20 protein-coding genes (1 of these 20 running past the window's edge) are annotated in these 22,627 nt (G+C 72.1%); 14 read left to right on the top strand and 6 right to left on the bottom strand.

The features are described 5' to 3' along the window. The 10 genes from F1D61_RS19450 to F1D61_RS19405 form a co-directional block, all read left to right on the top strand. Window positions 1-1,365 carry the 3' portion of an ABC transporter substrate-binding protein gene (locus F1D61_RS19450; protein ID WP_203153321.1) on the top strand. Its footprint begins 138 nt before the window's first position, so the window shows 1,365 of its 1,503 coding nt (coding positions 139-1,503); the start codon falls outside the window, past its left edge; it ends in the stop codon at window positions 1,363-1,365. Next, complete coding sequence (locus tag F1D61_RS19445; RefSeq protein ID WP_203153319.1) at window positions 1,365-2,309, top strand: ABC transporter permease; 945 nt, start codon at window positions 1,365-1,367, stop codon at window positions 2,307-2,309. Before F1D61_RS19450 ends, F1D61_RS19445 begins: the two co-directional genes overlap by 1 nt. After that, on the top strand, window positions 2,306-3,211 hold the full coding sequence (locus F1D61_RS19440) for an ABC transporter permease (RefSeq protein ID WP_203153318.1): 906 nt from the start codon (window positions 2,306-2,308) through the stop codon (window positions 3,209-3,211). The genes F1D61_RS19445 and F1D61_RS19440 overlap by 4 nt, the downstream gene beginning before the upstream one ends. Beyond that, on the top strand, window positions 3,208-4,224 hold the full coding sequence (locus F1D61_RS19435) for an ABC transporter ATP-binding protein (protein ID WP_203153317.1): 1,017 nt from the start codon (window positions 3,208-3,210) through the stop codon (window positions 4,222-4,224). The genes F1D61_RS19440 and F1D61_RS19435 overlap by 4 nt, the downstream gene beginning before the upstream one ends. Then, window positions 4,221-5,354: an ABC transporter ATP-binding protein gene (locus F1D61_RS19430; protein ID WP_246775414.1), complete on the top strand. Its 1,134-nt coding sequence runs from the start codon at window positions 4,221-4,223 to the stop codon at window positions 5,352-5,354. The genes F1D61_RS19435 and F1D61_RS19430 overlap by 4 nt, the downstream gene beginning before the upstream one ends. 138 nt (window positions 5,355-5,492) lie before the next feature. Beyond that, on the top strand, window positions 5,493-7,070 hold the full coding sequence (locus tag F1D61_RS19425; RefSeq protein ID WP_203153316.1) for a gamma-glutamyltransferase family protein: 1,578 nt from the start codon (window positions 5,493-5,495) through the stop codon (window positions 7,068-7,070). 177 nt (window positions 7,071-7,247) lie between these two features. Beyond that, window positions 7,248-7,850 (top strand): fumarylacetoacetate hydrolase family protein, encoded by a 603-nt coding sequence (locus F1D61_RS19420; RefSeq protein ID WP_203153315.1) that lies wholly within the window; start codon window positions 7,248-7,250, stop codon window positions 7,848-7,850. Window positions 7,851-7,994: 144 nt separating this feature from the next. Continuing rightward, window positions 7,995-8,840, top strand: coding sequence for a 23S rRNA (adenine(2030)-N(6))-methyltransferase RlmJ (locus F1D61_RS19415; protein WP_203153314.1), 846 nt, complete (start codon window positions 7,995-7,997; stop codon window positions 8,838-8,840). Window positions 8,841-8,963: 123 nt separating this feature from the next. Further along, window positions 8,964-10,385, top strand: a complete 1,422-nt coding sequence (locus F1D61_RS19410; RefSeq protein WP_203153313.1) for an SNF2-related protein — start codon at window positions 8,964-8,966, stop codon at window positions 10,383-10,385. Between the two features lie 100 nt (window positions 10,386-10,485). Continuing rightward, a complete protein-coding gene (locus F1D61_RS19405) occupies window positions 10,486-11,283 on the top strand; it encodes a shikimate dehydrogenase family protein (RefSeq protein WP_203153311.1) in 798 nt (265 codons plus the stop codon). Window positions 11,284-11,289: 6 nt separating this feature from the next. Here F1D61_RS19405 and F1D61_RS19400 read toward each other — a convergent pair whose 3' ends face one another. Further along, window positions 11,290-12,381 carry a S8/S53 family peptidase gene (locus tag F1D61_RS19400; protein ID WP_203153309.1) on the bottom strand — a complete coding sequence of 364 codons (1,092 nt, stop codon included), beginning with the start codon at window positions 12,379-12,381 and terminating at the stop codon, window positions 11,290-11,292. Between the two features lie 464 nt (window positions 12,382-12,845). Between F1D61_RS19400 and F1D61_RS19395 the strand changes: the two genes are divergently transcribed. The 3 genes from F1D61_RS19395 to F1D61_RS19385 all read left to right on the top strand — a co-directional run bounded on the left by F1D61_RS19395 (window position 12,846) and on the right by F1D61_RS19385 (window position 16,624). Then, on the top strand, window positions 12,846-14,273 hold the full coding sequence (locus F1D61_RS19395) for an FAD-binding oxidoreductase (RefSeq protein ID WP_203153307.1): 1,428 nt from the start codon (window positions 12,846-12,848) through the stop codon (window positions 14,271-14,273). 276 nt (window positions 14,274-14,549) lie between these two features. Continuing rightward, window positions 14,550-16,145 (top strand): GMC family oxidoreductase, encoded by a 1,596-nt coding sequence (locus tag F1D61_RS19390; protein WP_203153306.1) that lies wholly within the window; start codon window positions 14,550-14,552, stop codon window positions 16,143-16,145. A gap of 11 nt (window positions 16,146-16,156) precedes the next feature. Beyond that, a complete protein-coding gene (locus F1D61_RS19385; protein ID WP_203153304.1) occupies window positions 16,157-16,624 on the top strand; it encodes an ureidoglycolate lyase in 468 nt (155 codons plus the stop codon). A 7-nt stretch (window positions 16,625-16,631) separates the two neighbouring features. On the opposite strand, the gene F1D61_RS19380 is transcribed toward F1D61_RS19385, so the two are convergent. The 5 genes from F1D61_RS19380 to F1D61_RS19360 form a co-directional block, all read right to left on the bottom strand. Beyond that, the gene (locus tag F1D61_RS19380) at window positions 16,632-17,408 is read right to left on the bottom strand and encodes a DUF4198 domain-containing protein (RefSeq protein ID WP_203153296.1); all 777 of its coding nucleotides are present in this window, start codon (window positions 17,406-17,408) and stop codon (window positions 16,632-16,634) included. Window positions 17,409-17,783: 375 nt separating this feature from the next. Beyond that, complete coding sequence (locus F1D61_RS19375) at window positions 17,784-19,073, bottom strand: CCA tRNA nucleotidyltransferase (RefSeq protein ID WP_203153294.1); 1,290 nt, start codon at window positions 19,071-19,073, stop codon at window positions 17,784-17,786. Further along, complete coding sequence (locus F1D61_RS19370; protein WP_203153292.1) at window positions 19,070-19,327, bottom strand: DUF6111 family protein; 258 nt, start codon at window positions 19,325-19,327, stop codon at window positions 19,070-19,072. Before F1D61_RS19370 ends, F1D61_RS19375 begins: the two co-directional genes overlap by 4 nt. 19 nt (window positions 19,328-19,346) lie before the next feature. Then, entirely contained in the window at window positions 19,347-20,009 is a 663-nt protein-coding gene (locus F1D61_RS19365; protein ID WP_246775983.1) for a CoA pyrophosphatase, read from the bottom strand. 53 nt (window positions 20,010-20,062) lie between these two features. After that, a complete protein-coding gene (locus tag F1D61_RS19360) occupies window positions 20,063-20,677 on the bottom strand; it encodes a DUF1285 domain-containing protein (protein ID WP_203153288.1) in 615 nt (204 codons plus the stop codon). Window positions 20,678-21,101: 424 nt separating this feature from the next. On the opposite strand from F1D61_RS19360, the gene F1D61_RS19355 reads away from it, so the two are divergent. After that, complete coding sequence (locus F1D61_RS19355; protein ID WP_203153286.1) at window positions 21,102-22,613, top strand: TadE/TadG family type IV pilus assembly protein; 1,512 nt, start codon at window positions 21,102-21,104, stop codon at window positions 22,611-22,613. The last annotated feature ends 14 nt before the right edge of the window (window positions 22,614-22,627 follow it).

Here is a 22,627-nt window from a genome sequence, read left to right as displayed (position 1 = left end):
TTCGCCGGCCGGATGGTGTTCGCGGCGCTCTGCGACAAGCTGGTCGATATCGGGCCCGACCTGAAGCCGGTGCCGCAGCTCGCGACCGGCTGGACGTGGTCGGACGACCAGAAGACCCTGACGCTCACGCTTCGTCCGGGCGTGCGCTTCCACGACGGCGAGCCGATGAACGCCGCTGCGGTGAAGTACTCGCTGGAGCGCCACCTGAAGCTGCCGGGCTCGCAGCGCCGCGGCGAGATCGCGCCGATCGACACGGTCGAGGCGGTCGACGAAGTGACGGTCAGGATCACCCTGAAGACGCCCTTCGCGCCGTTGCTGGCGCAGTTCACCGATCGCGCCGGCATGATCGTCTCGCCCAAGGCCGCTGAGCGGCTGGGCGACAAATTCGCCACCGCGCCGGTCTGCGCCGGGCCGTACAAGTTCGTCGAGCGGGTGCCGCAGGACCGCATCGTCGTCGAGAAGTTCGACGATTACTGGAACAAGGACGCGATCCAGATCAGGCGGATCGAGTTCCGGCCGATCCCCGACACCACGGTGCGGCTGACGAACCTCCGGGCCGGCCAGCTCGACCTGATCGAGCGCGTGGCTCCCACCGATCTGGCGCAGGTGAAGCGCGACCCGAAGCTGAAGGTGGGCCAGGCCTACGAGCTCGGCTTCTCCGGCGTGGTGTTCAACACCGCCCGGGAGGGATCGCCGGTGGCCGATCCGCGGGTGCGCGCCGCCTTCGAGGCGGCCATCGACCGCAACGCGATCACCCAGGTGGTCTATAACGGCGAGTACCTGGCCGGGAACCAATGGGTCTCGCCGAAGAACCCGAATTACGTCACCGAGTATCCGGTGCCCAAGCGCGACGTCGCGAAGGCCAAGGCGCTCCTGAAGGAAGCGGGGATCGAGAAGCCCTCGATCACCCTGATGGTCTATGCCAACACCGACGCGCCCCAGGTCGGCCAGGTGATGCAGGCCATGACGCGCGAGGCCGGCTTCGACGTGAAGCTGCAGGCGACCGACTTCACCACCTCCCTCGACCAGGCCGACAAGGGCGGTTTCGAGGCCTATCTCTACAACTGGAGCGGCCGGCCCGACCCGGACGGCAACACCTACAGCTTCCTCGCCTGCAAGATGCCGCTGAACTACTCGCGGTACTGCAACCAGGAGGCCGATTCGGCGATGAACGCCGAGCGGCTGACCACCGATCCGGCGGCCCGCAAGGCGGCGTGGAAGCGCCTCGCCGACCGGGTGCTCACCGACAAGCCGCTGGTCTACCTGTTCCACCGCCGGCTGCTCTGGGCCTACTCGCAGAAGCTCACCGGCTTCGGCGAGTATCCGGACGGGCTCGTGCGCTTCACCGGCCTGAAGCTCGACTGATGCTGCGGTTTCTCGCGCGTCGCCTGGCGCTTGCAGTCCCGACCCTGGTGCTCGCCTCGATGATCATCTTCACCCTGCAGCAATTGCTACCGGGCGACACCGCCACCGCGCTCTCGGGCGAGGAGCGCGACCCTGAGGTGATCGCCTTCATCCGCGCCAAGTACCACCTCGATCGGTCGTTGCCGGTCCGCTACGGCTACTGGGCGACCGGCGTGCTGCAGGGCGATCTCGGCGAATCGATCCGGCTGCAGAAGCCGGTGATCGAGCTGATCCGCGAGAAGCTGCCGGTGACGCTCGAACTCGCCTGCCTGGCGATGCTGGTGGCCCTCGTCATCGGCGTGCCGATGGGGATCCTCTCGGCGGTCCGGCCCGGGACCTGGATCGACGGGCTCGCCAACGGGGTCGCGCTCTGGGGCCTGTCGGTGCCGAATTTCTGGCTCGGCATCCTGATGATCCTGCTGTTCTCGGTGCATCTCGGCTGGCTGCCGGCCTCCGGCTACGTCCCGCCGGGCGAGAGTCTCTCCGAAAACCTGCGCTCGATGGCGATGCCGGCCTTCGTCCTCGGCAACGCCATCGCGGCGGTGATGATGCGCCACACCCGCGCCGCCATGCTGGGCGTGCTGCAATCCGACTACGTCCGCACCGCGCGAGCCAAGGGCGTGCCGACCGCCCGGGTAGTCCTGCGCCATGCGCTTCCCAACGCCGCGATCCCGATCATCACGCTCGGCGCCCTCGAATTCGGCCAGCTCCTCTCCGGCGCGGTGCTGACCGAGCAAGTCTTCTCCGTACCCGGCTTCGGCAAGCTGATGGTGGATGCCGTGTTCAACCGCGACTTCGCCACCGTGCAGGGCGTCGTGATCTGCACCGCCACGACCTACATCCTGCTCAACCTCGCGGCCGACCTTGCCTCGGCGCTGGTCAACCCGAAGCTCCGGCGCGCATGAGCGAGGCCGGTCTCTCCACCCCGGCCGAGGTCGCCGCCCCGGTGATCGCCCTGCCGCCGGAGCCGGGGGTGCTGCGTGCCTTCTGGCGCCGCCTCAGTCGGCGGCGCGGGGCGCTCGCCGGGCTCGTCGTGGTGGTGCTGCTCGCGGTGCTGGCGCTCGGCGCCGAGTGGATCGCGCCCTACGATCCCACCGCGACCGACTGGGCTGCCGTGCGGGCCGCGCCCGATCTCGCCCACCTCTTCGGCACCGACGAGGTCGGGCGCGACGTGCTCTCGCGCATCGTCTTCGGCGCCCGGGCCTCGCTGGGGGCCGGCCTGACCTCCGTAGCGCTGGCCGTGGCGCTCGGTCTGCCGCTCGGCATGCTGGCGGGCTATGCCGGGGGACTCGTCGACGGCGCGATCATGCGCCTGACCGATGCGCTGCTCGCCATCCCGTTCCTGATCCTCGCCATCGCGCTCGCGGCCTTCCTCGGGCCCAGCCTCACCAACGCCATGGTGGCGATCGGGCTCTCGGCGACCTCGATCTTCGTGCGGCTCACCCGCGCCCAGGTGCAGGCGGTGGCGGCGGAAGAGTTCGTCGAGGCGGCCCGCGCCATCGGCAACCCGCCCTGGCGGATCGCGCTCCACCACATCCTGCCCAACATCGTGCCGGCGATCCTGGTCCAGGCCACCCTCACCATCGCGGCGGCGATCATCGCCGAGGCGAGCCTGTCGTTCTTAGGGTTGGGCCAGCAGCCGCCCGAACCGTCCTGGGGCTCGATGCTCAACACCGCCAAGAACTTCCTCGACCAGGCGCCCTGGATGGCGATCTGGCCCGGGGTGTCGATCTTCGTCGCGGTGCTCGCCTTCAACCTGCTGGGCGACGGCTTGCGCGACGCCCTCGACCCGCGGGAGCGGCGATGACCACCTCCCCTCCCCTGCTGGATGTCCGCGACCTCGCCGTCGCCTTCGACACCGATGGCGGCACGGTGCAGGCCGTCAACGGCGTGAGCTACACGTTGCGCGAGGGCGAGACCCTCGGGATCGTCGGCGAATCGGGCTCGGGCAAGAGCGTCCACGTTCTCGCCATGCTGGGTCTCGTGCCGCGCCCGCCGGGCCGGATCACGGGTGGGCAGGTGCTGTTCGGGGGCCGCGACCTCCTGGCGATGCCGGAGCGGCTTCTGCGCCGGGTGCGCGGGTCCGAGATCGGCATGGTGTTCCAGGACCCGATGAGCTCGCTCAACCCGGCGATGACGGTGGGCGCGCAGATCGCCGAGCCGTTGCGGCTGCATCGCGGGCTCGATGGAGGCAGCGCCCGGGCGCGGGCGCGCGACCTCCTCGACCTCGTGCGCATCCCGGATGCGGGCCGGCGCCTCGACCAGTATCCGCACGAATTCTCCGGCGGCCAGCGCCAGCGGGTGATGATCGCGATCGGGCTCGCCTGCCGGCCGAAGCTCCTGATCGCCGACGAGGCGACCACCGCCCTCGACGTCACCGTACAGGCCGAGATCGTCGCCCTGGTGCAGGAGCTGAAACGCGAGATCGGCATGGCGATCGTCTGGATCACCCACGATCTCGGCGTGGTCGCGGGCATCGCCGACACCGTGCAGGTGATGTATGCCGGAGCCGTCGTCGAGCGCGGGCCGGTCGACGCGGTGTTTTCCGATCCGCGCAACGCCTACACGCTGGGACTCCTGCGCTCGCTGCCGGATCTGAGCCGCGGCCGGGCCGGGCGGCAGCGCCTGCGCCAGATCGAGGGCAGCCCGCCCGACATGCGTCGTCCCCCGCCGGGCGATCCCTTCGCACCCCGCAACCCCTACGCCACGCCGCGCTGCCGGACGGAGGCGCCGCCGCTGGCGCAAGTTCAGGGCAGCGTGCCGGGGCATCTCGCGGCCGCCTGGTACGACCTGCCGGCGCGGCTGGAGGCCGGGCGATGAGGCCGGTCAAGCCCGAGCCGCTGCTCGCGGTGCGGAACCTGAGCAAGCACTACCCTTTGCGCCACTGGTGGGGCGGCCAATTCTTCGGCGGCTCGGCTTCGGTCTTCCGCGCGGTCGAGGGGGTGAGCTTCGACATCGCGCCCGGCGAGACGCTCGGCCTCGTCGGCGAATCGGGTTCGGGCAAGTCGACGATCGGCCGGGCGGTGACGATGCTGAACCCGCCGAGCGCCGGCACCGTGGCCTTCGAGGGCGTCGACCTGGCAAGTCTTTCGGCCGGCGAGATGCGGCGGATGCGCCGGCGCATCCAGGTGATCTTCCAGGACCCCTATGCCGCCCTCAATCCGCGGATGAGCGCGGGCGCCTACGTCGCCGAGCCGTTCCGGCTGCACCGGCCGGAGATGGGGGCTGCGGAACGCCGCGACGCGGTGGCCGTCCTGTTTCAGCGGGTCGGGCTCGATCCGCTCTTTGCCGGGCGCTACCCGCACCAGTTCTCCGGCGGCCAGCGCCAGCGGCTCTGCATCGCCCGGGCGATCGCCTTGAAGCCCAGCTTCATCGTCGCCGACGAGCCGATCGCGGCCCTCGACGTGTCGATCCAGGCCCAGGTGGTCAACCTGCTGCAGGACCTGCAGGAGGAGCTGGGCCTGTCGTACCTCTTCATCTCCCACGACCTCAGGATGGTGCGCTACCTCTGCCACCGGGTCGCGGTCTTGCGGCGCGGCCGGATCGTCGAACTCGCCGACAGCGACAGCCTGTACGAGGATCCGCGCCATCCCTACACGCGGGCGCTCCTCGGCGCGGTGCCGGTGCCGGATCCGGCCGTCGAGCGGGCGCGCCTGCGGGCGATGCGCGAGGCGCCTCCCGTCGACATTCCGGAGGCCGGGGCGCTGGCGGAGGTCGGCCCGGGCATTGGGTGGCGCAGGCGGCGGATGCGTAAGTGCTTGATCGAGCCGATGCGCGATTTCATACCCGCTTCGTTGTTCCGGGGCCGCGCCAGCGGCGCCGACCTGGCTGGGTGCCTACGCGTCTCCTACCCACGACCTCATCCTGAGGTGCCGCGCAGCGGCCTCGAAGGAGGGCTCCAGAACCCTGGCGATCGCTGGAGCCCTCCTTCGAGGTCAGTCGATCTGTGATCGACTAACACCTCAGGATGAGGTCGTGGGTAGGATGAAGCGTGTGCATCGAGCCGGGCCGGCCCGACGGCCCCGGAACGACGCTGAAACCATCAGTTCCGTCGATCGTCCCGATCGACCACACGAGGAAACGTCACGGTGAGGGATTTCTCGAGGCCCGGGCGCTCGCCCGTCTACGCCGCCAACGCCGCCGTCGCGACGTCGCATCCGCTCTCGACGCTGGCCGCCATCGAGGTGCTGCGCGCAGGCGGCAACGCGGTCGATGCCGGCATCGCCGCGGTGGCGGTGCAATGCGTGGTCGATCCGCTGATGACCGGCATCGGCGGCGACTGCTTCGCCCTCTACGCGCCGAAGGGCGCCACGGCGCCGATCGCGCTGAACGGCTCGGGCCGCAGCCCGGCAGCGGCGCATGATGCCTGGTTCCTAGAGCGGGGCATCACCCTGACCCCGACCTCGCCCCACGCCGTCACGGTGCCGGGCGCGGTCGCCGCCTGGGCCAAGCTTCTCGAGGATCACGGCACCCGCAGCCTCGGCGAACTCTTGCAACCGGCGATCCGCTACGCGGAGGACGGCTACCCGGTGCAGCCCCGCGTCGCCCTCGACTGGTCGCGCAGCGTCGAGCGGGTCGCCGGCGACCCGGCCTCGGCCGCGACCTACCTGATCGACGGGCAGGCGCCGGCCGTCGGCACGATCATGCGGCACCCGAAGCTCGCCGCCACGCTGAAGCGCATCGCGGCCGAGGGCCCGCGCGGCTTCTACGAGGGGCCGGTGGCCGAGGACATGGTGACCCGGCTGCGCGATCTCGGCGGGTTGCACACGCTCGACGACTTCGCCTCGGCGGCACCGGAGGTCGTGACCCCGGTGACCACCCGCTACCGCGGCTACGACGTCTACGAGTGCCCGCCGAGCGGCCAGGGCCTCGCGGTGCTGATGATGCTCAACGTGCTGTCGCATTACGACATCGCGGCGCTCTCAGAATTGGATCGGGTCCACCTCTTCGCGGAGGCCTGCAAGCAGGCCTATCACCACCGCGACGCGCTCTTCGCCGATCCGGTCCTCAACCGGGTGCCGGTGGAGCACCTGCTCTCCGAGGCCTGGCGGGCGAGCGCGCACGGCGCCATCGACATGGCGCGCGCGCAGGAGCCGGTGATCTGGCCCGAACTGCTCCACAAGGACACGGTGTACCTCAGCGTCGTCGACCGCGACGGCAACGCGCTCTCGCTGATCAACTCGATCTTCCAGGGCTTCGGCAGCGGCATCACCGCGCCCGAGAGCGGGGTGCTGCTGCACAATCGCGGCCTGTCCTTCCGCATCGATCCCGGCCACCCGAACACGATCGGGCCGAGGAAGCGGCCGATGCACACCATCATCCCCGGCATGCTGATGCGGGACGGCGAGACGGTGGCGCCGTTCGGCGTGATGGGCGGGCATTACCAGGCGATGGGCCACGTCGAGCTGCTGACCGGCATCATCGACCGCGGCCTCGACGTGCAGGAGGCGCTCGATGCCCCGCGCAGCTTCGCCTATGGCGGCGGGGTCGAGATGGAGCCGGGCTTCGGGGAGGGCGTCGTCGCCGGGCTCGAGGCCCGCGGCCACCGCACCATCCCGGCCTCCGGCCCGATCGGCGGCGGCCAGATCATCTGGATCGACCGGGAGCGCGGGGTGCTGGCCGCGGGCTCCGACCCGCGCAAGGACGGCAGCGCGCTCGGCTATTGAGGTGACCATGGCCCAACAATCCCGGCCCTTCAGCATCGACGCCGCCGCCGCCGCCGCGGCGCTCCTCGACGCCCGCCGCTCGGGCACCCGCCTCGACGCCCTGCCCGAGGGCGCCCGGCCGGGCAGCGAGGCGGAGGCCTACGCGGTGCAGGACGCGGTCGCCCGCACCTTGGCCCGGTGGCCGGCTGGAAGGTGGGGGCGCCGGGCGCCACCGCCGCTCCGGCCCGGGCCGCGCTCCACGCCGACACCATCTTCGAGGCCGACCACCTGCCGGCCTCGCTGTTCCACCTGATCGGGGCGGAGGCGGAGATCGCCTACCGCTTCGGCCGCGACCTTCCCCCGGAGGCCGGGCCCTACGACCGCGAGGCGGTGCTGGCGGCGGTGGAGACCATGCATCCGGCGATCGAGATCGCCGATACCCGCTTCACGGTCTTCGGCGCGGTCGACGCCCACAGCCAGCGCGCCGACCAGCAGAACCACGGCGTCCTGGTGCTCGGGCCCGGCCTGGCGGAGTGGCGCCACCTCGACCCGGTGACCCAAGCCGTGCGCCTGACCATCGACGGACACGTCCTCCACGATAAGGTCGGCGGCAATTCGGCGGTCGACCCGGTGCGCCTGCTGGTCTGGCTCGCCAACGAGGGCGCGCGCTCGCTCGGCGGGATCAAGGCCGGGCAGGTCGTCACCACCGGCTCCTGCACGGGAACGGACTTCGTGACGGCGCCGACCCGGATGGTGGCGGAGTTCCCGGGACTCGGGAGCGTGGCGCTGGCGATCGGGTGAGCGGCCGCCGGAGGGGCCGGCGAAAGCCGGCCCCTCCCGTGATCGCGGGCGGGATGTCGCGACGGTCCACGATGCCGTAAGACCGGGACCGGCCGACGGCCTCCCGATGCGGGGCCCTGAGGCGAAACGAGGACCGTACGACCCGTGAATTACCGCCACGCCTTCCACGCCGGCAACCACGCCGACGTGCTCAAGCACTGGGTGCTGACCCGGGTGCTGGCGCATCTCCAGCGCAAGGCGACGCCGTTCCGGGCGATCGACACCCATGCCGGCCTCGGCTTCTACGACCTGACCGCCGACGAGGCCGGCCGCACCGGCGAGTGGCACGACGGCATCGGCCGGCTCGACGCGCCCTTCGCCGAGGATGTGGAGGTGCTGCTCGCCCCCTACCGCGCGGCGGTGGCGTCGGTGCGGGCGCGCCACGGCGCCACGGTCTATCCGGGATCGCCGGCCCTGATCCGCGAGTTCCTGCGCCCCGGCGACCAGGGCGTGTTCGTCGAGCTGCACCCGGCCGACGGCGCGGTGCTGCATGCCCGCTACAACCAGGATTCCCGTACCAAGGTGCTGGCCCTCGACGGCTGGACGGCGCTCCCCGCCCTGATCCCCCCGAAGGAGCGCCGCGGCGTGGTGCTGATCGACCCGCCCTACGAGGTGCCGGGCGAGATCGAGCGGCTGGGCCGCGAATTGCTCAAGGCGGTGGAGAAATGGGCGACCGGCACCTACCTCGCCTGGTACCCGATCAAGGACGCCAAGGTCATCGATCGGCTGGCTGCGGTCCTCGACGCCGTCCTCCCCCGGCCCGCCCTGCGCCTCGACCTCCTGATTCACCGGCCCGACCCGACGCGCCTGAGCGGCAGCGGGCTCATCGTGGTCAACCCGCCCTGGACCCTGCGCGAGGAGGCCGACACCGTCCTGCCGGCGCTCGCCGAGCGCCTGGCGCAAGGCGGCTACGGCGCCTTCCGCTGCGCCCCGCTCGGGCCGCCGGCCTGAGGGACCCGTGTCGCGCCGCGGTCGACGCCGGATGACCGTGCGGCCCGTTCCCTCCTCCGTCCGCGGCAGGGTTCGAGCGGTCGCGCCCTTGAGCCCTGCCCCACCCCCCGGCATAGGGAGGCGATGTCCTCCCTCCCCGCTCCGTCCCGCCTGATCCCCCGCCCGCATCAGGTCGAGGCGACCCGCGCCATCCTGGCCGCGCGGGCGGAGGGGCGGCCGGGCTTCCTGCTCGGCGACATGACCGGGCTCGGCAAGACGCTGTCGGTCTGGGGCGCGGTGGCGGCGATGCCGGAACGCGCCGTGCTGATCGTCTGCCCGAAGGGGGCGATGCCGCAATGGCGGCGCACGATCCGGGATTCGGGGCTCGCCGAGAAGGACGTGACGCTCACGAACTACGAGCGCACCAAGTCCCTGCTGGCGCTTCCCGCTGCCAGCGCCCGCCGCTCGGTGCGGGCGAAGAACAACGAGCTCGCCAAGCTCGGCCAGCCCAAACGCGTCTGGCCGATCGTAGTGTTCGACGAGGCCCACCGCCTGCGCAACCCGAACTCGCAGCAGGGCCAGGCCTGCCGGCGGATGGCCGAGGCCGCCGCCTTCACGGTCTATGCCAGCGCCACCGCCGGCCAGGCGCCGCACGAATTGTCCTATCTCGGCGCCCTGCTCGGCCACGCCGCCGGCCGGCCGGTCGCGACCCTGGCCGATTTCCGCGCCCTGATGCAGCACCTGAAGATCGGCCGGGCCAAGGGGCGCTGGCAGAACTGGTCGTGGGAGCCGAATGCCCGCGACCTGGAGACGATGGCCGGCCTGCTCTATCGCGGCCCGGAGGCGATCGGCCTCCGGCGGCGGCCGGCCGACATCGCCGGCTGGCCCGAGGTGCAGCGCGATCTCGCCCCCACCGCCCTCGATGCGGCGGCCAAGCGCCTCTACGACGCGACTTGGCGCGAGTTCCGCCGCGAATGGGGTCTCGCCGGGGGCTCGAACCGGCGCGCCGCCGGCTGGGCCGCCGACCTGCGCTTCCGCCAGAAGGCGAGCCTGATCCGGGTGGCCGGCACGCTCGACCTCGCCGAGGATCTTCTGCAATCCGGCGAGCAGGTGGCGGTCTCGGTGGCGTTCCTGGAGACCGGCGCGGCGCTCGCCGCCGGGCTGGCCGGCCGCGGCTGGCGCGCCGGCACCATCGACGGCACGCAAACGCCGGAGACCAACGAGGCGGTGCGGATCGCCTTCCAGCGCGGCGAGCTCGACGCGGTGGTGTTCACCGTCACCGAATCGATCTCGCTCCACCGCAACGAGCTGCCCGGCGGCGAGCGCCCGCGCAGCCTGATCGTCCACGACATGCGCCACAGCGCGATCCAGCTGAGCCAGATCGAAGGCCGCTGCCACCGCGACGGCGAGCGCGCCGCGATCCTGTTCGCCTATGCCGAGGACACCGTGGAGGAGCGGGTGGCCGCCACGGTGATCGCCCGCATGGCCGGGATGGACAGGATGGCCGGCGAGGATACCTCGCTTCTCGACGCCATCGGGCGGATCATCGACGGGGAGGCGGAGTGACTTCCCGGCCGCCGGGGTCAGGGCTAAGCCTGCGAATCGGTCCCGTTCGCGCGCCGGAGCGAACGATCCGCACCGCGCGCTCCGGAGGAGAGACCACGCCATGACAGACATCACCGGCCGCACCCGCGTCTTCGCGATCCTCGCCGACCCGATCACCCAGGTGAAGGCGCCGCAGGGGCTCAACCGCATCATGGCCGAGCGCGGGGTCGACGGGGTGATGGTGCCGCTCCACGTCGCGGCCGCCGATCTCGCGACGGTGCTGGCGGGGCTGCGGGCGGTGCGGAGCTTCGGCGGCGCGATCGTCACCGTGCCGCACAAGACCGCGATCGTGCCGCTCCTCGATTCGGTCAGCGACGCGGCGCGCCTCGTCGGCGCCGTCAACGCCGTGCGGCGCGAGCCCGACGGCCGCCTCGTCGGCGAGATCCTCGACGGGGCCGGCTTCGTCGCGGGGTTGCGGGCGGCGGGCCACGAGCCGCGCGGCCGCAGCGTCTACCTCGCAGGCGCCGGCGGGGCGGCAAACGCCATCGCCTTCGCGCTCGTCGAGGCCGGGGCGAGCCGCCTCACGGTGTACAACCGCACGCCCGCGCGGGTGGAGGACCTGTTCTCGCGCCTGCGCCGGCTCGTCCCCGACCTGGATCTCGCCCTCGGCGGCCCGGATCCGGCGGGGCACGACCTCGTGGTCAACGCCACCTCGCTGGGCCTGCGGCCCGACGACGCCCTGCCCCTCGATCCGGCCGGGCTCGGCCCGGACCAGCTGGTGGCCGAGATCATCATGCAGCCGGCCGAGACTCCGCTGCTCCACGCTGCGGCGGCGCGGGGCTGCCGCACCCATCCGGGCCTGCCGATGCTGGAGGGTCAGCTCGTCCTGATGGCGGATTTCCTGCACATGCGGCCGTGATCCGGCTCACAGCCCCAGGCGCATGGCGGTGCGCAGGGGCGCGATCACCCCGTAGCCGAGGCCGGGGTGCCAGCTCGACGGGCCGCGGCGGAGCGCGTCGGTCCGGAGCGCGACGGTGAGGTCGCGCGGGGGGAGGAGCCGGTGCGGCAGCCGGGTCCGGAGCGCGGCGACGCAGCCCGCGGCGACCGGGCAGGCGGCGGCGGTTCCGGCATCGATCTCACCCGGCCCGCCCGCTTCCGAGCCGAGGAAGTCGGTGTAACCCGCGAGGTCGGGCTTGGCGTAGACCATGCCGGGAATGCCGGGCCCCTCCGAGGCGCATTCGCTCCGCCGGCCCCGCAGGGTCGCGCCGGTCACCGTGATGACGTCCGGATGGGCGTTCGCCCCCATGATGGGGACCCGGCGGCGGGCGCCGGAGCCGTCTTGCCCATCGTTGCCGGCCGCGAACAGGATGTCGACGCCGTAGCGCGACAGCGTCCCGACGATCCGGTTGAAGGGGTGGGCCGGATTGTCGACGTAGCGGCCGGGATGCCCGGCCGGGAAATCCCAGCCCTCGTGGCCGAGGCCCCAGGAATTGGTGACGACGAGCGCCTTGAAGCGCGGCGTGTCGGCCCGCACCGCCGCGAGCAGGTGGGCATAGGCCTGGAGCGCGTCGCTGAGGAGGCCGATCCCGGTCGCCGGCAGGATCGGCAGGTCGAGGAGCGTCGCCCGCGGGGCGGCGATCAGGGCATTGTGCGCGCACAGCGTGCCGGAGCCGACCGGATGGTGGCCGGGCTCCACCGGACGCGGCGGCCAGGTCACCGAGGGGTCGAGCGAGGCCCGCACGTCCCGCGCCGCCAGGTGCGCCAGGTTGATGCCGCGATCCACCACCGCGATCGCCACGCCGGCGCCGTCGAGCCGGCGCGCGGCGAGCCCGGACACGCCGAGGCGCAGCTCCACCTCGTGGCGCGTGCCGCCGGGGACACCGGCCCGCGCCGTGAAATGCGCGATCGGCGGATCGGAGAAGATCGCCGCGCCCTCCGTCGTCAGCGCCGCCGGCTCGGCCGCGGCGTCGATCGTCGCCCGGACGGCGTAGTGCGAGGCGGCGGCGGGTGACGACACCGAGACGGGCGAGCCCGACTGACTATCCCCGAGCGGAACGGCAGAAAAGCTTGTGTCTATGTCTGCTCGGACTGGCAATCCGGTGAGCCGCCGCTGGATTCCGCTGCCACCATTCAGCCTCATCATGGCCGAATCGTGCAGCGCCTCCTGCGTCGGCAGGATGAGAATCACGCGCCGTTCGGGCATCGTCATCTCCATTCGAGCGTCATGCGGGTTTTATATACATTTCAATATATTGCAAGTACTTCCCGCTGCCAAAGGCGCGCCGCCGCCGAAAACTCGAATGACGGCTCCCATCCGGCCGGCCCGGGTGAAATGGTCCTTCCCATGGAGCGCGGCACGGGGGCGCGCCGCTTCCGGCGCGCGCGCCGGGGTCACGTCCGCGCGGGCTTGACCCCGGCTTCCATCCGGGCGAGGCCGGCGCGATTCCCGATCCCGCCCGCGCGACCCTCCGGAGGACGCCGATGACCCTTCCGGCCCACCAGCCCCAGTACGACGACCTGATCCGGCGCCTCGGCGCGCGCCTCGGCCCGGCCGGCCTCCTCACCGACGAGGCCGACATGGCCCCGTTCGCGATCGACTGGCGGCGGCTCTTCCCGGGCCGGCCGGCCTGCGTGGTGCGCCCGTCCTCCACCGCCGAGGTGGCCGAGGTGGTGCGGCTCTGCGCCGAGGCCGGCGCCACCCTGGTGCCGCAGGGCGGCAATACCGGGCTGGCCGGCGGCGCGGTGCCGGACGGTTCCGCCACGCAGGTGGTGCTGTCGCTCGCCCGCATGACCACGATCCGCGGGATCGATCCCGTCGGCCTGACGCTGACCGCCGAGGCCGGCTGCGTCCTGAAGGTCGCGCAGGATGCCGCCGAGGCCGCCGGGCGGCTCCTGCCGGTGAGCTTCGCGGCGGAGGGCTCGGCGCTGGTCGGCGGCGTGATCGCGACCAATGCCGGCGGGATCAACGTGGTGCGCTACGGCATGACCCGCGGCCTCGTCCTCGGCCTCGAAGTGGTGCTCGCCGACGGCACCGTCGTCGACGGCTTGCGGGCGCTGCGCAAGGACAATGCCGGCTACGACTGGAAGCAGCTCTTCATCGGCACCGAGGGCACCCTCGGCATCGTCACGGCCGCCGTGCTGCGCCTGGTACCCAGGCCGCGCCACGGCGCGACGGCGTTGCTGGCCGTGCCCGATCCGGCGGCGGCGCTCCGCCTGTTCACCCTGGCGCAGGAGGAGATCGGCGACAGCATCCAGGCCTTCGAGCTGATCTCCGGCACCTCGCTGGGCCTGGTGGAGAGGCATGCGGGCTTGAAGAGCCCGGTCGGGCAGGCGGGCTGGAGCGTGCTGATCGAGGCGGCCTCGTCGCTCTCGGGGCTCCGCGAGGCGATGGAGGGGGTGCTCGGCACGGCGCTGGAGCGCGAGGACGCCACCGACGGGGTGCTGGCCGAATCCGGCCGCCAGGCCGCCGAGCTGTGGGCGCTGCGCGAGCACGTGACCGAGTGCGAGGCCCGCGAGGGCAAGAGCGTGAAGCACGACGTCTCGGTGCCGATCACCGCGATCCCCGCCTTCCTCGACGAGGCCGGCCGGGTGCTGGCGGCGGGCGCCCCCGGCACCCGCGTCAACGCCTTCGGCCACATGGGCGACGGCAACATCCACTACAACGTCCTGATCGGGCCGGAGCACTCGTCCGAGGCGATCAACGCCCTCGTTCACGGGGTGGTGGACCGCTACAGCGGCAGCATCTCGGCCGAGCACGGCATCGGCCAGTATCGCGTCGCCGAACTCGCCCGCCACCGGCATCCCGACGAGATGGCGCTGGCGCGGCGGATCAAGGCGGCGCTCGATCCGGAGGGGATCCTGAATCCGGGCAAGGTGCTGGCGCGAGATGAAGAGACGCGGGCGGGTTGAGCCCTCCGCCCTTTGCGGGGGAGGATAACCCCACCGAGCGGAGCGGGAGAGGGAACCGTGACGCCGATCCGGGTGGTGCCCGTCACGACGGTCGAGGCATTTTCGGAAGCGGCGTCCCCTCTCCCGCCCGGCTCCGCCGGGCCCCCTCCCCCGTCCCAAGTCGGGCATGCCCGACTTGGGCAAGTGGGTGCGGAACTCGGGCAAGACCGAGTTCCGTGGGGGGAGGGTTCAGGGCGGGCCACGACGATAAGAACTAACAACCACGGAGGGAGGACCATGGACGCGTTCGACGTCGTCATCGTCGGCGGGGGCACGGCGGGCTGCGTGCTGGCCGCCCGCCTGAGCGAGGACCCGCGCACCCGCGTGCTGCTGTTGGAGGCAGGCGGGGAAGGCACCGGCTTCTGGGTCGGCATCCCGGCGGGATTTCCAAGGCTCCTCACCGGCGCCGCCTTCAACTGGCGCTTCTCCACCGAGCCGGAGCCGAACACCCACGAGCGCGCCATCGTGGTGCCCCGCGGCAAGGGGCTGGGCGGCTCGACGCTGATCAACGGCATGATCTTCGTGCGCGGCCAGCCGCAGGACTTCGACACCTGGGCCCAGAGCGGCAACCGCGGCTGGGCCTGGGACGACGTGCTGCCGTATTTCCGCAAGCTCGAGCATTTCGAGGGCGGCGATCCCGCTTTGCGCGGCCGGGGCGGTCCGCTCCACGTCACCCGGGTCGGGGTGAAGAATCCGCTGGCCGACGCCTTCATCCGCGCCGGGACCGAGGCCGGCTACCCCGAGAACCCGGATTATAACGGCGCCTCGCAGGAGGGTTTCGGCACCTACCAGGCCAACCAGCGCGACGGCCGGCGCTGGAGCGCCCGGGACGCCTACCTGCAGCCGGCCCGCACGCGCCCGAACCTGATCGTGCGCACCAACGCCCACGTCCTGCGCCTCGATCTCGACGGCACCCGCGTGACCGGCGTCACCTATCGCCGGGACGGGCGCGAGGAGCAGGTGAGCGCGAGGGGCGAGGTGATCCTGGCGGCGGGCGCCGTGCAGTCGCCGCACCTCCTCGAACTCTCCGGCATCGGCCGGCCCGACGTGCTGGCGCGGGCAGGAATCCGGGTCCGCCACGCCCTGCCGGGGGTCGGCGAGAACTACCGCGATCACTACGCCACCCGGATGAACTGGCGCGTCAAGCTGCCGGTGACCCTCAACGAGGCGACCCGCGGCTGGCGCCTCGCCCTCGCGGTCGGGCAATATGCCCTGACCCGCAGGGGCATCCTGACCCTCGGCACCGGCCTCGCCCACGGCTTCGTGCGCACGCGGCCGGACCTCGCCGGGCCCGACGTGCAGTACTTCTTCATGCATGCGAGCTACGCCAACGCCGCCGACCGCACCCTCGACCGCGAGCCCGGCATGACCATCGGCGTGACGCAGCTGCGCCCCGAATCCCGCGGCACCATCCACGCGGTCTCGGCCGATCCGATGCGCCCCCCGGCGATCCGCCCGAACTTCCTGAGCGTGCGCGGCGACCAGGAGGCGCTGATCGAGGGCATGCGCATCGCCCGCCGGGTGATCGCGCAGCCCGCGATGGACGCTTATCGCGCCCACGAGCTCAATCCCGGTCCGGGCGTGCAGACCGACGACGAATGGCTCGATTTCGCCCGCCGCGACGGCCAGACCATCTACCACCCGGTCGGGACGTGCAGCATGGGCCAGGGCCCGGAGGCGGTGGTGGACGAGCGCCTGCGGGTGCGCGGCCTTCAGGGCCTGCGGGTGATCGACGCCAGCGTGATGCCGACCGAGGTCTCGGCCAACACCCAGGCCGCCGTGATGATGATCGCCGAGAAGGGGGCGGACCTGATACGCGAGGATCACCGCTGAGAGGATCCGAGATGCGCACCCTTCCGATCGAGCCGATCACCGCCGAGGCCTTCGCTCCCTACGGCACCCTGCTGGTCGGCCCGGCGGCCGGGCCGCGGCAGGACCGGGCGGCCGGGATCGAGAACGGGCGCCCGGGCGCATCCCTCAACCTCGCATTGATCCGCAGCGAGCCCTTCGCCGACACGACGCCCCTGGGGCGGCTCGAACGGCACCCGCATTCGGCGCAGGCCTTCCTGCCGCTCGCCGTCGGCGCGTACCTGGTGGTGGTGGCGCCCGATGCCGGCGGGCGGCCGGACGAGGCGGGCTTGCGCGCCTTCCGGGTGCCGGGGGATACGGGAATCGTCTATCGCAGCGGCGCCTGGCACGCCCACATGACGACCCTGTCGGCGCCCGGCACCTTCGCGATGCTGGTGCACGAGGATGGCAGCGCGGAGGATTGCGTGTTCGCGCCGATCGCCCCGGTCGGCGTCGCGACGTAACGCCCGCTCAGTTGACCGACGGCTCGTCGAGCCGGAACGCGAAGGTCGCGGTGTAGACGTCCTCGTCGGCGAGCGTCGGGGTGGCCGACGGGCTCACCGTCTGGCTGACCGTGAGCACCTGGCTGCCGGCCTTGCGGATCGGCACCGTGGCGATGCCCTCCGGATCGGTGGTGTAGGCCGGCAGGCCGGCCCGCTCCGGCTCCATGCCGCTCTCGCCGTAATAGAGGTCGGCGCCGGGCAGGGGCGCGCCGCGGAACAGCACCCGGACCCGGATCGCCCCCGCGGTCGGCCCCGGGATCTCGATCGGCACGATCTCCAGGGTGTGGCCGACCACCCGCAGCCACGGCGCGCCGGGGCCGAAGGCGGCCTTGGCGTATTTCACCGACCAGCGGCCCTCGCGGGCCTCCGGCACCAGGCGCCGGCTGGCATTCAGGCGGGTGCCGTCGCGAAGCGTGGTCCAGTAGCCGGAATCGTAGGTCGCCGCGACGAGCGTACGGCCCGGCTTCGTCCCGAGCGGCGCCAGCAGGGCGGGAGGGACGTCCGGCGGGGCGGGCTTGAGGCCCCCGCGCAGATCCGTGCTGCCGCCATCCTGCGTCAGGGCCACCAGCTGGACGAGCTGGGGCGCCCGCGGGGATTGGCGCTTCGAGGCGTGGCCGTAATTGACCCGGACCTGCGGCGCCGGCTCGACGGTGCTGAGCGTCAGCCACAGCTCGTGCGCGCTGCCGGGCCGCGCGGCACCGAGGACGAGGGCGGCGGCCAGGGCGGTGCGGAGCAGGGGCAGCATCGATCGTCGGTCTCCATCGGGCGGCGCCGGACGGCGCCTCGCGCGGGTGGGGCGAGGCACGAAGCGGGCCCGCGGCAGCCAGCCACCATAACCCATCCGGCGGCAAACCGATCCCCCGAGGGAGACCCGGGGCGGCGATCTTGCGGGCCCGTCCCGGGATCGAAGTCCCTCAGGTGGGCTTGGTCCCTCAGGTGGGCTTGGTCCCTCAGGTGGGCTTGGTCCCTCAGGTAGGCTTGGCCTGCTGCCCCCGGCCGGCCTCGCGCAGTCCGTCCGCCAGGGTGGACAGGGCCATCGCCCCGGCCATCACGGCGGCCGCCCCGATCATCATCGCGATCCGCGCCATTCCCGTCCTCCCTCCGGGCGAGCCCGGGGATGTCAGCTCTTGGAACGGGGCGAACGACCGGCCTCTTCGCGTGTTCCCCCGGCGGCCTCGAGCGCCAGGGCGCGCAGCCGCGCCTTGGCGGCGCCGTCCGTGGGGCAGCCTTCCGCGAGCCAGGCCCGGCGCGCCGCCGCGAGGCCGAGGCCGAGGCCGCGGCCGGGCGGGGCGCCGGCCGCCACGAGCGCGGCGCCGGTGACCGGCAGGACCGGCACCGGCTCGGCCGCGGTGCCGAAGCGGGCGAGCGCCTCGGCGGCCTCCGGCGTCAGCACCGGCCGCGGCTCGCCCCTCAGCACCAGGACGGCATCCGCCGCCGCCCCCGCCCCGTGCACCGCCACGAGGCGCCGCACATCCGCGACCGTCAGGGGGGCGAGCGCCCCGTGCAGGGCGGCCTCGGCCCCGGCGTAAGCGGCGAGGCCCGCATGCTCGGCCTTCGACAGGCGCAAACCCTCCCGCAGGCGCTCGGCATCGGCCTGCGAGCGCACCGCGAGTGCCGCGAGGCGGCGCACGGCATCCGGCTCGGCTTCTGCGGCGGCGAGGCGGGCGAGCCGGCCGAGATCGCCGACGCCGCCGATCAGGCGTTGCAGCAGGCCCGTCTCGGACAGGATTGCGACGACGGCGGCGGCGCCGGGGGCGACGAGGAGCTTCAGGAGCTCCCCCCGCACGCGCTCGCGGGAGAGGAGCGCCAGCCCGTCCCGGGCCTCGATCGACGCGGCGAGCCCTTCCGGATCGGGGGCGCCGGCGCCGTAGCGGGCGTGGAAGCGGAAGAACCGCAGGACCCGCAGGTAATCCTCGCGGATGCGCTGGCGCGCCTCGCCGATGAAGCGCACCCGGGCCGCCGCCAGGTCGGCGAGGCCGCCGACCGTGTCGTGGATGCAGGCATCGGGCGTGACCGAGAGGGCGTTGACGGTGAAGTCGCGCCGGGCGGCATCACGGGAAAAGTCGCGGCCGAAGCGCACCACGGCGTGGCGCCCGTCGGTCTCGATATCCTCGCGCAGGGTCGTGACCTCGAACGGCTCGCCCTCCGCCACCACCGTCACGGTGCCGTGGGCGATGCCGGTCGGCACCGGCTTGAGGCCGGCGGCAACGGCGCGCGCCACCACCGCCTCGGGCAGGAGCGTGGTGGCGAGGTCGATATCGGCGACCGGGCGGCCGAGCAGCGCGTCGCGCACCGCGCCGCCGACGAGGCGGGTCTCCTCGCCCGGTGCGTCGAGGGCGGCGAGCACGCGGGCGAGGCGCGGCCGCGCCAGCACCTCGCGTAACGAGCGCTCGTCGAGAGACGAACTCACCGGAACTGCCCCGGCACCACCCGGCCGTTCTCGATATGGGTCGGCACGAAGCCGTCGCGGTGGCGTTCGGCGGTCACCGCCATCACCACGAAGGAGAGGATGACCAGGGCGGCCCCCGCGATGGCGAGCCGCGCGGCCTGGTCGCTCCAGTGGATCCAGCGCAGCGGGCTGCGCTGGCGCAGGACCAGCCACACCCCGAAGGCCGCGAAGGGGAGCAGGAACAGCAGGATGTCGTCGATCAGCGCGCGGGCCATGGGTCCTGACTCGGTGTCTTCACGCGTCCGCGTCGCGGAGCCGGTCGTAGAGGTTGCGCACGATGCCGGCGGTCACCCCCCAGATGTAACGCTCGCCGAAGGGGATCGCGTAGTAGCGCCGCTGGCGCCCGCGCCATTCCCGGCTGTGCAGGGCGTGGTTGGCGACGTCCATCAGGAAGTCGAGCGGCACCTCGAACGCCTCGGCCACCTCCTGCGGGTTGAGGCGCAAGGGCGCGTCTGGCGCCACCAGCCCGACCACCGGGGTCACCAGGAAGCCGGTGCCCGACAGGTACGGATCGAGGTAGCCGAGCGGCGTCACCGCCGCCGGATCGAGACCGATCTCTTCCTGCGCCTCCCGCAGGGCCGCCGCGAGGGCGGAAGGATCGGCCGGATCGATCTTGCCGCCCGGGAAGGCGATCTGGCCCGAATGGTCGCGCAGATGCGCCGAGCGCAGGGTGAACAGCACCGAGACGCCGTCGTCCCGCGGGATTACCGGCACCAGCACGGCGGCGAGGCGCGGCGGACGCGACAGGGCGGCCTCCAGCACGTCGGGCTCGAGATCGTGGTCGCCCCTCGGGTTCGAGGTGTCGTCGTGCGGGCCCGGCGGCTCGGGCCGCAGGCGGTCGCGGGCGCGGGCCAGGAAGGCGTCGAGGGCCGACCTGTCCAGGACTTGCGAATCCAGGACTTGCGAATCCGGGGCTTGCGAATCCGGGGCTTGCGGCACGGGAAGACCGGTCACGACGGCCCGGCCGCCGTGAGGTCGGTCGATCGGGCGATGCGGTGGAAGCGCCCGCCGGCGGCGAGCCCGAACCAAGTCTCGCCCTCGTCCTCGCGCTCCTCGCACAAGTCCACGAGGTCGTAGGCGAGCGCCCGGGTCAGGCGGGCCCAGAGGCCGTGGCGCACGGCGATGTAGGGCTTGAACCCGCCCTCCGGGTCGCGCTCGACCCGCAACGGGTGGGCCTCGTCGAGGGGCACCACGTCGTCGAGGTTGGTGCGGAAGGCGATGGCGCGGGCATCGCCCTCGCCCTCGACCGCCATCTCGACCGCCAGGAAGGCCGCGTCCTCGACCTCGATCCCGACCCGCTCCACCGGCGTGACCAGCACCGTGCGCCCGTCGGGGTCGCAGCGCAGGATCGTCGAGAACAGCCTGACCAGGGCCGGCCGGGTGATCGGGCTGCCGTTGTAGTGCCAGGTCCCGTCGGCGGCGATCCGCATCGGGATATCGCCGCAATAATCCGGGTTCCAGCGGTCGACCGGCGGCGGGCCGCGCCGGTTCTCCTCGGCGCCCAGAGCCGCGGTCAGTCGTTCGAGGACCCCGCCGGGCGGGGCGCCGTTCGGATCGTGCGTCATTCCCTCTACATAGCGGATCGGGGCGGCTTGGGGAGGCGCGTCGTCGCGCGGGAACGGCCTCCGTTCCCGATGCCGCCCGGAGCGGGCGCGTCGGAACGGGCGAAGCAGGTTTCGCCGAAGTCGCTACCGGATCGGCGCGGAAAACCTGCGAGGAAATAACAACCCAAGCGGGCGAAACGTTGTGCCGCCACCGCAAGTTTGCTTAGCACCGGGTGTCCGGGTCACGGACGCAGAGGAACGGGTTGCAATCGGCGGCTCTTGCAACTCACACGGCCTATCATGCATCCATGGCGGCCGGTAGAAGCGGATTGCGGAAATCGATTCGATCGCAATCGAGCAAGCAGATTGGGCGTGATTGGGCAAATTTAATACGTTTTATAATTATTATTTCATGTTAATATTATATTTACAAAGTGCTGATGGTATGGATTTGAAATTCAACAGGATAATCATGCATCGGTCCGCCGCCGTCAAAGCCATCGCCTTCGCTCGTCACCCTGGAGGAGGCGTCGCGTTCATCTTCGCGATCCTGTTCCCCATCGTGATGGGCGCCGTCGGCTTCGGCGTCGACTACGCGACGTGGCTGGTCCGCAAGCAGCAACTCCAGGCCATCGCCGACGCGACGGCCCTCGCCGTCGTGTCCGACATGCAGGTCTCCGGCTTCGATCGCAATCGGGCGCAGGCCGTCGCGGAAGGCCAGGTGCGCAGCCTGGCGGCGGACAAGCTCGGCGGGGATCCGATCGCGGTGACGACCGAGCCGGTCAGGCGCAGGCCGGTCGCGAAGCCGGACGATCCCTACACGGTGGCCCCGGCCAACGAGCGGGACCAGCCGCCCACGGGCGTGAGGGTGATCCTGTCGCAGCGCAAGCGGGCGATCATGACCAAGTTCGTCACGCCGTACCTGACCGACATCGCCGTCCGGGCCGCGGCCGAGATCGTCGGTACGTCCCGGGTCTGCGTCGTGGCGCTGGACGGAAGCTCGGCGGCCGCCATCGACCTGCGGGACCGCGCGCGGATCTCGGCCAGCAACTGCTCGGTCTATGCGGTGTCCGCTTCCGCCGCGGCGATCGACGCGCGCGACGCCTCGCAGCTTTCCGCACTGAAATCGTGCGCGGTCGGGGGCTATGCCGGCTCGTCGCTGCGCTACCGGCCCGTGCCGATCACCGGCTGCCCGGCGATCAAGGACCCGCTCGCGGAGCGCGCTTCGCCGCCGGTGGGCGGCTGCAGGTACACTGACAAGGTGATCGGGAACTGGAGCGAGACTCTCGATCCCGGGACGTATTGCGGCGGGCTCATCCTCACGTCGGGCGCCGTCGTCAGGCTCAATCCTGGAATCTACGTCATCAAGGATGGGCCTCTCGTGGTCGGAACGGACAGTGCGCATCCCCTGGCTGGCCCCGGGCAGGTTCATCCGCACGACGTTGCCCAATGCCATTGCTATCACAACGGCGTTTCGCAGGCCGACAAACATCACATGCATTGCCCGAACGTGCCGGTGCGGCTCCCCCCGGCATCGCTGAGCGGCGACGGCGTCGGCTTCTACTTCACCGGAACGGTCCAGGCGGAGTACGACGGCATCGCCCGCCCGATGCAGTTCATGCCGCGCTCGAACGTGTCGCTCAGCGCGCCGACGGATGGAGCGATGGCAGGCCTGCTGTTCTTCGAGGAGCGCGGCGCCCCGACAGGCCGGTCGTTCGAGGTTCTGAGCGACGATGCGCGCCGGCTCGTCGGCACGATCTACATGCCGCGCGGCACCTTCCTGGTCGCCGCCAATCAGACCGTCGCCGACCGGTCGGAATACACCGCCATCGTCGCGCAGAAGCTGGCGCTGTCGCAGGAGCCACGCCTCGTCCTCAACGCGAATTACAACGCCACCAAGGTGCCGGTGCCGCAGGGCCTCGGGCAGACCAGCGCCCGGCCGACGCTCACGCAGTGATCCCCGCCTCCGGC

Origin of the sequence: Methylobacterium aquaticum (assembly GCF_016804325.1) — a bacterium.
In the GTDB taxonomy this organism is placed as follows: domain Bacteria; phylum Pseudomonadota; class Alphaproteobacteria; order Rhizobiales; family Beijerinckiaceae; genus Methylobacterium; species Methylobacterium aquaticum_C.
This window is presented reverse-complemented; position numbering and strand designations above follow the sequence as displayed.

What these genes read in the sequence shown, in the direction of transcription:
- F1D61_RS19355 (WP_203153286.1), top strand. Translation starts at nt 21,102, where the DNA reads ATGGATTTGAAATTCAACAGGATAATCATGCATCGGTCCGCCGCCGTC.
- F1D61_RS19370 (WP_203153292.1), bottom strand. Translation starts at nt 19,327, where the DNA reads ATGGCCCGCGCGCTGATCGACGACATCCTGCTGTTCCTGCTCCCCTTC.
- F1D61_RS19410 (WP_203153313.1), top strand. Translation starts at nt 8,964, where the DNA reads ATGTCCTCCCTCCCCGCTCCGTCCCGCCTGATCCCCCGCCCGCATCAG.
- F1D61_RS19445 (WP_203153319.1), top strand. Translation starts at nt 1,365, where the DNA reads ATGCTGCGGTTTCTCGCGCGTCGCCTGGCGCTTGCAGTCCCGACCCTG.
- F1D61_RS19390 (WP_203153306.1), top strand. Translation starts at nt 14,550, where the DNA reads ATGGACGCGTTCGACGTCGTCATCGTCGGCGGGGGCACGGCGGGCTGC.
- F1D61_RS19435 (WP_203153317.1), top strand. Translation starts at nt 3,208, where the DNA reads ATGACCACCTCCCCTCCCCTGCTGGATGTCCGCGACCTCGCCGTCGCC.
- F1D61_RS19395 (WP_203153307.1), top strand. Translation starts at nt 12,846, where the DNA reads ATGACCCTTCCGGCCCACCAGCCCCAGTACGACGACCTGATCCGGCGC.
- F1D61_RS19440 (WP_203153318.1), top strand. Translation starts at nt 2,306, where the DNA reads ATGAGCGAGGCCGGTCTCTCCACCCCGGCCGAGGTCGCCGCCCCGGTG.
- F1D61_RS19360 (WP_203153288.1), bottom strand. Translation starts at nt 20,677, where the DNA reads ATGACGCACGATCCGAACGGCGCCCCGCCCGGCGGGGTCCTCGAACGA.
- F1D61_RS19430 (WP_246775414.1), top strand. Translation starts at nt 4,221, where the DNA reads ATGAGGCCGGTCAAGCCCGAGCCGCTGCTCGCGGTGCGGAACCTGAGC.
- F1D61_RS19405 (WP_203153311.1), top strand. Translation starts at nt 10,486, where the DNA reads ATGACAGACATCACCGGCCGCACCCGCGTCTTCGCGATCCTCGCCGAC.
- F1D61_RS19380 (WP_203153296.1), bottom strand. Translation starts at nt 17,408, where the DNA reads ATGCTGCCCCTGCTCCGCACCGCCCTGGCCGCCGCCCTCGTCCTCGGT.
- F1D61_RS19385 (WP_203153304.1), top strand. Translation starts at nt 16,157, where the DNA reads ATGCGCACCCTTCCGATCGAGCCGATCACCGCCGAGGCCTTCGCTCCC.